At 72.8% G+C, this 9,289-nt stretch carries 8 protein-coding genes and 1 pseudogene; 8 read left to right on the plus strand and 1 reads right to left on the minus strand.

The window, feature by feature from the left end:
- Window positions 1-415: 415 nt before the first annotated feature.
- Together KBX39_RS14020 and KBX39_RS14025 are read left to right on the plus strand one after the other, a co-directional pair.
- Entirely contained in the window at window positions 416-2,146 is a 1,731-nt protein-coding gene (locus tag KBX39_RS14020; RefSeq protein ID WP_043324896.1) for a CTP synthase, read from the plus strand.
- Window positions 2,143-2,748 (plus strand): NUDIX hydrolase, encoded by a 606-nt coding sequence (locus tag KBX39_RS14025; protein ID WP_043324895.1) that lies wholly within the window; start codon window positions 2,143-2,145, stop codon window positions 2,746-2,748. Before KBX39_RS14020 ends, KBX39_RS14025 begins: the two co-directional genes overlap by 4 nt.
- Before the next feature lie 66 nt (window positions 2,749-2,814).
- On the opposite strand, the gene KBX39_RS14030 is transcribed toward KBX39_RS14025, so the two are convergent.
- On the minus strand, window positions 2,815-3,186 hold the full coding sequence (locus tag KBX39_RS14030) for a TM2 domain-containing protein (protein ID WP_082930962.1): 372 nt from the start codon (window positions 3,184-3,186) through the stop codon (window positions 2,815-2,817).
- A 171-nt stretch (window positions 3,187-3,357) separates the two neighbouring features.
- Between KBX39_RS14030 and ald the strand changes: the two genes are divergently transcribed.
- From ald to KBX39_RS14060, 6 genes and pseudogenes are all read left to right on the plus strand, one after another.
- Window positions 3,358-4,473 (plus strand): alanine dehydrogenase, encoded by a 1,116-nt coding sequence (gene ald, locus KBX39_RS14035; RefSeq protein WP_064446395.1) that lies wholly within the window; start codon window positions 3,358-3,360, stop codon window positions 4,471-4,473.
- An 11-nt stretch (window positions 4,474-4,484) separates the two neighbouring features.
- A complete protein-coding gene (locus tag KBX39_RS14040; RefSeq protein WP_064446394.1) occupies window positions 4,485-5,456 on the plus strand; it encodes a tyrosine recombinase in 972 nt (323 codons plus the stop codon).
- A gap of 194 nt (window positions 5,457-5,650) precedes the next feature.
- Complete coding sequence (locus tag KBX39_RS14045; RefSeq protein ID WP_013285595.1) at window positions 5,651-6,574, plus strand: ParA family protein; 924 nt, start codon at window positions 5,651-5,653, stop codon at window positions 6,572-6,574.
- Between the two features lie 41 nt (window positions 6,575-6,615).
- On the plus strand, window positions 6,616-7,683 hold the full coding sequence (locus tag KBX39_RS14050; RefSeq protein WP_069089181.1) for a ScpA family protein: 1,068 nt from the start codon (window positions 6,616-6,618) through the stop codon (window positions 7,681-7,683).
- A gap of 4 nt (window positions 7,684-7,687) precedes the next feature.
- Window positions 7,688-8,681, plus strand: a pseudogene (scpB, locus tag KBX39_RS14055) (SMC-Scp complex subunit ScpB).
- On the plus strand, window positions 8,668-9,289 hold a 622-nt coding region (locus KBX39_RS14060; RefSeq protein WP_210870951.1), incomplete at its 3' end, for a pseudouridine synthase. The pseudogene scpB and the gene KBX39_RS14060, both read left to right, overlap by 14 nt.

The following is a 9,289-nucleotide window of genomic DNA, read 5'->3' on the forward strand; positions in this document are numbered from 1 at the left end:
GACCGGGTCGGCAGGGCCCGGCCGGCACGGAAACGCCGAACGCATCGCCCGGCGCCGGGGCGCGGGTCCCCGCACAGCCGACCCCGGCCTCCTCGGAGGTCCCCGCCGGCTGATCCGGCCCGCGCTGCCCCGCGGGCGTGCCGCCCCCCGCCGCGCCCTCGCCAGATCGGGGAGGTGGCGGGGTCAAGGCCCTGCGGAAGGCACCACATCGGCGGGGTGGTGTCGATCAAGGGCCCGGACGGGCACGGAAGAGCGCCGCACGAGGGCCGGCACGGGCCTCACGTGCGCCGACAGCGGGTGCGACGCCGGCTCACGGTCCGGATGGTGTTACCGTGGAATCCCGTGGATCGCGTGATCACTTGTCTGATCGGCACGGCGGTTCGCACGACCGCTACGGACGACACGGGAGCAGGCCTTGGCCCCTACAGCACGGACGACCAGGCACATTTTCGTCACCGGGGGCGTCGCCTCCTCGCTGGGTAAGGGCCTCACCGCCTCCAGCCTCGGCAGTCTGCTGACCGCGCGCGGACTGCGCGTGGTGATGCAGAAGCTCGACCCGTACCTGAACGTCGACCCCGGCACGATGAACCCGTTCCAGCACGGCGAGGTCTTCGTCACCGAGGACGGCGCCGAGACCGACCTCGACGTCGGGCACTACGAGCGGTTCCTCGACCGGGACCTCTCGGGCAAGGCGAACGTCACCACCGGCCAGATCTACTCGGCGGTGATCGCCAAGGAGCGGCGCGGGGAGTACCTCGGCGACACGGTGCAGGTCATCCCGCACATCACCAACGAGATCAAGGCCCGCATCCGCGGCATGGCCGACCCGGACGCCGACGGCCAGGTGCCCGACGTGGTGATCACCGAGGTCGGCGGCACGGTCGGCGACATCGAGTCGCTGCCGTTCCTGGAGTCGATCCGGCAGATCCGCCACGACCTGGGCCGGGACAACTGCTTCTACCTGCACGTGTCGCTGGTGCCGTACCTGGCGCCGTCGGGCGAGCTGAAGACCAAGCCGACCCAGCACTCGGTGGCGCAGCTGCGCAGCATCGGCATCCAGCCCGACGCGCTGGTGCTGCGCTGCGACCGGGAGATTCCGGACAAGGTCAAGGAGAAGCTGTCGCTGTACTGCGACGTCGACCGGGAGGCGGTCACCGCCGCCCCGGACGCGCCGAGCATCTACGACATCCCGAAGGTGCTGCACCGGGAGGGCCTCGACGCGTACGTGGTGCGCCGGCTCGGCCTGTCGTTCCGCGACGTCGACTGGACCCGCTGGGACGACCTGCTGGAGCGGGTGCACCAGCCGCGGCACACGATCACCGTCGCGCTCGTCGGCAAGTACGTCGACCTGCCCGACGCGTACCTGTCGGTGAGCGAGGCGATCCGGGCGGCCGGGTTCGGCCACCGCGCCCGGGTGAAGCTCAAGTGGGTGCCCAGCGACGACTGCGTGACGGCGGCCGGCGCGGCCGCCGCCCTGTCCGGCGTCGACGGCATCGTCATCCCCGGCGGCTTCGGCGTACGCGGCATCGAGGGCAAGGTCGGCACCGCCCGGTACGCGCGGGAGAACGGCATCCCCCTGCTCGGCCTCTGCCTCGGCCTGCAGTGCATGACCATCGAGGTGGCCCGCCACCTGGCCAACCTCGACGGGGCGAACTCGCTCGAATTCGACGAGGAGGCCGTGCACCCGGTCATCGCCACCATGGCCGACCAGGAGGACATCGTGGCCGGCCGCGGCGACCTCGGCGGCACCATGCGGCTCGGGGCGTACCCGGCGAAGCTCGCCGAGGGGTCGATCGTCGCCGAGGCGTACGGCAGCACCGAGGTCAGCGAGCGGCACCGCCACCGGTACGAGGTGAACAACGCCTACCGGGACCAGCTCACCAAGGCGGGGCTGACGATCTCCGGCACCTCGCCGGACGGGCGGCTCGTGGAGTTCGTCGAGCTGGACCGCAACCTGCACCCGTTCTTCGTGGCCACCCAGGCGCATCCGGAGCTGAAGAGCCGCCCCACCCGCCCGCACCCGCTGTTCGCCGCGTTCGTCGGCGCCGCCGTGGCGTACTCGCAGGCCGACCAGCTGCCGGTGGACCTGGACGGCGCGGCGAAGAAGGCCGGCCGCGGCGGCGGCGCCAAGGCCCAGGCCAAGTGAGCGGCGTCGAGCACCGGTACGAGGTGACCGCGCGCCGCCAGATCTGGTCCGGCCGGATCTTCTCCGTGGTCAGCGACGACGTCACCATGCCCGGTGGCGGCGAGGCGACCCGGGACTACGTGCGGCACGTCGGCGCGGTCGCCGTGGTGGCGCTCGACGACGCCGGTCAGGTGGTGCTGATCCGCCAGTACCGGCACCCGGTCGGCCGGCACCTGTGGGAGCTGCCCGCCGGGCTGATGGACGTCGGCGGCGAGGACCTGGCCGCCGCGGCGCTGCGGGAGCTGGCCGAGGAGGCCGACCTGACCGCGGCGCGCGTGGACGTGCTCGTGGACCTGCACAGCTCGCCCGGCTTCTCCGACGAGGTGGTCCGGGTGTTCCTGGCCCGCGAGCTGGCCGAGGTGCCGGCGGAGCAGCGGCACGACCGGCACGACGAGGAGGCCGACCTCCAGGTGGTCCGCGTGGACCTGGACGAGGCGGTGCGGATGGTGCTGGCCGGTGAGATCACCAACGCGTCCTGCGTGGCCGGGCTGCTCGCCGCGGCCCGCGCCCGGGAGACCGGCTTCACCGAGCTGCGCCGGCCGGAGGCGCCGCTGCCGCGCTGATCGGGAACCGACGACGAAGGGGCCGCGCGGCGCTGTGCGCCGGGCGGCCCCTTTCCGTTGCGGTGGTCAGTCGCGCAGCGGGCGGCCCTGCCCGTCGACACCGCCGTTGACGAGGATCAGGATGCCGTCGACGAGGCCCCAGATCGCGCCGATGCCGCACGTCACGAGCGTGACGATGAGCTGGATGACACCGGTCTTGGTGTCGCCCATGTAGAACCGGCCGATGCCGAAGCCGCCGAGGAGGATCTGGAGCACACCCGCGACGACCTTGCTCTTGTCCGAGACGCCCTGCGGGTACTGCTGGTAAGGAGTGGTCATGAGCGGACACAATAGTGATCGACTCGCGTCCTGTCGGCCCCGGCACCCCGGTCGTGGAAGGATATTTACCGAACTCTGTCCTGTCGGCTGATGACGTCTCCACCGGCCAGCCTGGCCCATGCCTGACACACCGTCAGCACCAGCGGGCACCGGATGTCACAGTGTCGCCGTCCGTGGGCTTCCCACGGCTCTAGACTGCCGCCGGCGGGACCGGTGTACCGCGCCGGCAACGGAGCCGGCGCGGCGCCGCGCAGTCGGGGGTGAGCAGCCCCGGAGGAAGGTGTCTGCATCGTGAAGGTCGGAATCCCCCGCGAGGTCAAGAACCACGAGTACCGGGTGGCGATCACGCCCGCGGGCGTCAACGAGTTCACCCGCCACGGCCACGAGGTCTTCGTCGAGGCCGGCGCCGGCGTCGGCTCCAGCATCACCGACGACGAGTTCGCCGCCGCCGGCGCGAAGATCCTGGCCACCGCCGACGAGGTGTGGGACACCGCCGAGCTGGTCCTCAAGGTGAAGGAGCCGATCGCCGAGGAGTACCACCGGATGCGCGAGGGACAGGTGCTCTTCACGTACCTGCACCTGGCCGCCTCCCGCGAGTGCACCGACGCGCTGGTCGACCGCAAGGTCACCGGCATCGCGTACGAGACGGTCGAGCTGCCCGACCGGTCGCTGCCGCTGCTCGCCCCGATGTCCGAGGTGGCCGGCCGGCTCGCCCCCCAGGTGGGCGCCTTCTACATGATGCGCACCGGCGGCGGGCGGGGCGTGCTGCCCGGCGGCGTCTCCGGCGTGTACGCCGCAAAGACCGTGGTCATCGGCGCGGGCGTGTCCGGCCTCAACGCCGCCGCCATCGCGCTGGGCCTGCAGTCCGAGGTGCTGCTGCTGGACAAGAACGTGGCCCGGCTGCGCTCCGCCGACGCCATCTACCGGGGCCACCTGCAGACCGTCGCCTCAAACGCGTACGAGATCGAGCGGGCAGTGCTCGACGCGGACCTGGTCATCGGCGCGGTGCTGGTGCCCGGCGCGAAGGCCCCGAAGCTCATCTCCAACGAGCTGGTCTCCCGGATGAAGCCGGGCAGCGTGCTCGTCGACATCGCCATCGACCAGGGTGGCTGCTTCGAGGACTCGCGCCCGACCACGCACGCCGACCCGGTCTACAAGGTCCACGACTCGATCTTCTACTGCGTGGCGAACATGCCCGGCGCGGTGCCGAACACCAGCACCTACGCGCTGACCAACGTCACCCTGCCGTACGCCCTGGAACTGGCCAACCAGGGCTGGCAGGCGGCGCTGCGCAACGACCCGGCGCTGGCACTGGGCCTGAACACCCACGCCGGCAAGGTCGTCTACGGCCCGGTCGCCGAGGCGCACGGCATGGACGTGCTGCCGCTGGACGAGGTGCTGAGCTGACCGACGCCGCCGTGCGCGCGGCCGGCGCGGAACCCGCGCCGGCCCTGCGCCGCGCGGTCCGGACGTACCTGGACCACCTCACCGTCGAGCGCGGGCTGTCCGCGAACACGCTCGCCTCGTACCGCCGGGACCTGGACCGCTACCTCGCCACCCTGGCCGCCGCCGGGGTGGACGACCTGGCCGCCGCCGGGCCCGCGCAGGTCGAGGCCCACCTGGCCCGGCTGCGCGCCGGCGACGACGACCACCCGCCGCTCGCCGTCTCCTCCGCCGCCCGCGCCGCCAGCGCGGTACGCGGCCTGCACCGCTTCGCGCTGCGCGAAGGGCTCACCGGCGCCGACCCCAGCCGCGACGTCCGCCCGCCCGCGCCGCCGCGCCGCCTGCCCCGGGCGCTGCCCGTCGACGCGGTCCTGCGGCTGCTGGAGGCCGCCGGCCCGGCCGACGGCACCGGCGACGCCGCCGCCCGCGCGCTGCGCGACCGGGCGCTGCTGGAATTCCTGTACGGCACCGGCGCGCGCATCTCCGAGGCGGTCGGCGCCGCCGTCGACGACCTCGACCTGGACGCCGGAACCGTGCTGCTGCGCGGCAAGGGCGGCCGGACCCGGCTGGTCCCGGTCGGCGGGTACGCGGCCGACGCGCTGCGCGCCTGGCTGGTCCGGGGCCGCCCGGCGCTGCTCGCGGCCGGACGCGGCACCCACGCGGTGTTCGTCAACGCCCGCGGCGGCCCGCTCACCCGGCAGGGCGCCTGGGCCGTGCTGCGCGCCGCCGCCGCCCGGGCCGGCCTGCCGGTCGACGGCCCCGACGCGGTCTCCCCGCACACGCTGCGCCACTCGTACGCCACGCACCTGCTCGACGGCGGCGCGGACGTGCGCGTGGTGCAGGAACTGCTCGGCCACGCGTCGGTGACCACCACCCAGGTCTACACACTGGTCACCGTGGAACGACTGCGCGAGGTGTACGCGACAGCGCATCCGCGCGCCCGCTGAGCGCCGACGTGGCCGGCCCTGGCCGACGGGCCGCCGACACGCCGACCCGCTACCGAACGCGCTGCTGGCCGGTGGCGTACAGTCGGCATCGGCGCGGGCCTCCAGGTGCGACGGACCGGGGGTGCGCAGCGGCGCCGCGAGGGACGTCGGACGGCTCCGACGCCGGGTGGTCGTCGGGAGGGGGCAACGAGGACATGGCAGGAAACGGTGACCGTGCCGAGACCTGGACGTCGGAGCTCCGTGAGCAGCAGGCGACGCTCGGCGCCGATCTCGGCCCCGCCGACCCGGCCGCGTACACCATGCGCAAGCCGATCCCCGAACCCATGCCGACCGACCGGCACGGCCCGGCGCGGATCATCGCGATGGCCAACCAGAAGGGCGGCGTCGGCAAGACCACGACGACCATCAACCTGGGCGCGGCCCTGGCCGAGTACGGCCGCAAGGTGCTGCTCGTCGACTTCGACCCGCAGGGCGCCCTCTCCGTCGGGCTGGGCGTCAACCCGCACAACCTGGACCTGTCGGTCTACAACCTGCTGATGCAGGACGACGTCACCGCCGAGGACGTCCTGATCAAGACCGACGTGGCCGGGCTGCACCTGCTACCCGCCAACATCGACCTCTCCGCCGCCGAGATCCAGCTCGTCAACGAGGTCGCCCGGGAGATGGCCCTGGCGCGGGTGCTGCGCACCATCCGCAAGGAGTACGACTTCATCCTGATCGACTGCCAGCCCTCACTGGGCCTGCTGGCGATCAACGCGCTCACCGTCGCGCACGGCGTGCTCATCCCGCTGGAGTGCGAGTTCTTCAGCCTGCGCGGTGTCGCGCTGCTGCTGGACACCATCGACAAGGTGCGCGAGCGGCTCAACTTCGACCTGGAGCTCGAAGGCATCCTCGCCACCATGTACGACAGCCGCACCACCCACTGCCGCCAGGTGCTGCAGCGGGTGGTCGAGGCGTTCGGCGACAAGGTCTACCAGACCGTCATCACCAAGACGGTGAAGTTCCCCGAGTCCACCGTGGCCGGCGCCCCGATCACCACCCTCGACCCGGCCTCCTCCGGCGCCCGCAACTACCGGCAGCTGGCCCGGGAGGTCATCGCCGCCCAGGCGGACCGGTAGGGCGCACGCCGGCCGCCCGCCGCGTCGTCTACGGTTTCCCGGTGACCGCACCGCCCCTCGACCCGCCACACGGCGCCGGCGACCCCGCCGTAGCCGCGGAGCTGGCCGCCGAGGTCGACGGTGTGGTGCCCGCCGACGCGGGCACCGGCGAGCAGACCAGTGGCTTCACGGTCCGGCTGGACAACTTCACCGGCCCGTTCGACCTGCTGCTCCAGCTGATCAGCAAGCACAAGCTGGACGTCACCGAGGTGGCGCTGCACAAGGTCACCGACGAGTTCATCGCGTACCTGCGGGCGATGGGCGACCAGTGGGACCTGGACGAGACCAGCGAGTTCCTGCTCGTCGCCGCCACCCTGCTCGACCTGAAGGCGGCCCGGCTGCTGCCCTCCGCCGAGGTGGAGGACGAGGAGGACCTGGCGCTGCTGGAGGCGCGGGACCTGCTGTTCGCGCGGCTGCTGCAGTACAAGGCGTACAAGGAGGCCGCCGCGCACATCGCCGAGCTGGAGGCGGTCGGCGGACGGCGCTACCCGAGGGCGGTCACGCTCGAACCCCGGTACGCCGAGGCGCTGCCCGACCTGGTGCTCGGCATCGGTCCCGAGCGGCTGCGCAAGCTCGCGGTCAAGGCGATGAGCCCGAAACCGGTGCCCGAGGTGTCCATCGCACACGTGCACATGGTCCGGGTCAGCGTCCGCGAACACGCCGGCATCATCGCCGACCGGCTGCGCCGCGCCGGGATCGCCACGTTCTCGCTGCTCTGCGCCGACTGTGAGATGACGCTCGAGGTGGTGGCCCGGTTCCTGGCGCTGCTGGAGCTGTACCGGCAGGGCCTCGTGGCGTTCGTGCAGGAGCAGGCGCTGGAGGAGCTGACCGTCCGCTGGACCGGCCCGGTCGACGGCGAGGCCGAGCTGACAGTCGACGAGTACGCCGGCAGCCCCGAACCCACGACCACGTCCGTCCCCGCCGCACCGGCCGACGCCGCGGCTGCTCCGGCCGACGTCGGCGCCGGGGTGAGCGACGCCGCCGTGCCGGGCGACGTCGCCGCAGATGCCGCATCCGACGCCGCCGTGCCCAGCGAGACGGCGGACGAACACGCACCGACGCAGGAGTGAACGGATGAGCGACCAGGAACGCCGCGACTCCCTGGCCGACCAGGCCGCCGCATGGGTGCCCCCGTGGGAGCGTCCCGCCCCGCCCCGGCCAGCCCCGGACGATTCCGACGCACCGGCCGAGCACCCGGACCCCGACATCCCGGACACCACCGATTCCCGGGAAGCAGATCTCGACGCGACACCGGATTCCTCGGCGGATCTTGGAAGCGAAGGGCCCTCAGAGGGGCCCATTCCTTCCAAGATCGCCACGGTTCAGGGGGATCTTGGTACGGGGACGCCCCTCGGAGGGCGGGACCGTACCAAGATCTCGGGAGAGGCCGGGACGGACGACGCCGGGGGAGACGTCGGCCTGCCCGCGCGGGACGCGGCGCCGGGGGCGGGTGGGGGAGCGGGTGCTGAGGGCGTACCCGCCAAGCGGGGACGGCGGCGGGCCGCGCCGGAACCGGTGCCCGCGCCGGTCCTGGCTGCGCGGCGCCCTGGAGGCGATCCGGCTCGTGGTGGACCTGCCGGTCGGCGAGCTGGTCCTGGCCGAGGTCCTGGAGCAGTCCCCGGAACGGGTCGGCGCGATGCTCGACGAGATCGCCGCCGGATACACCGCCGCCGGGCACGGGTTCGACCTGCGCCGGGCGGCGGGTGGCTGGCGTCTCTACACCCGGCCGGAATACGCCACCTACGTCGAGCGGTTCGTACTGGACGGGCAGTCCGTGCGGCTGACCCAGGCCGCGCTGGAGACCCTCGCCGTGGTCGCCTACCGGCAGCCGGTGACCCGTTCGCGCATCTCGGCCATCCGGGGTGTCAACTGCGACGGGGTGCTCCGTACCCTGGTGGGTCGCGGCCTGGTCGAGGAGTGCGGCACCGAAGCGGACAGCGGCGCCTACCTTTACCGGACCACCACCATGTTCCTGGAGAAGCTGGGGCTGAACTCGGTGGACGACCTGCCGCCCCTGGCCCCGTTCCTTCCCGACGACGTAGAAGAGCTTGCCGATGCGACGCGATGACCGTGCCCCGAAGCCCGACGCCCCCGTGTACGAGGGCGCCGAGCGCCTGCAGAAGGTGCTCGCCGCCGCGGGGGTGGGTTCCCGGCGCGCCTGTGAAGACCTGATCTTCCGGCGCCGGGTCACCGTGAACGGGCGGGTGGCGCAGCTCGGCGACAAGGCCGACCCGGCCCGCGACGTGATCGTCGTCGACGGGGAGCGGCTCCAGGCCGACGTCCGCCTGGTCTACGTGGCGATGAACAAGCCGCGCGGCGTGGTCACCACCATGGCTGACGAGAAGGGCCGCACCGAGCTCGCCGACTTCATCGGCGCGCGGCTGGAGCAGCGGGTCTACCACGTCGGGCGACTGGACGCCGACAGCGAGGGCCTGCTCCTGCTCACCAACGACGGCACCCTCGCGCACAAGCTCATGCACCCGTCGTACGAGGTGCTCAAGACCTACCTCGCCGAGGTGGCCGGGCCGATCCCGCGCAACCTGGGCAAGCGCCTCGCCGCCGGCGTCGAGCTGGAGGACGGGCCGGTGAAGGTCGACGGGTTCAAGCTGGTCGACACGCTCGGCAAAACCGCCCAGGTGGAGCTGACCCTGCACGAGGGGCGCAAACACATCGTCC

It is taken from the genome of Micromonospora sp. D75, assembly GCF_018070405.1.
Taxonomy (GTDB): Bacteria; Actinomycetota; Actinomycetes; order Mycobacteriales; family Micromonosporaceae; genus Micromonospora; species Micromonospora chalcea.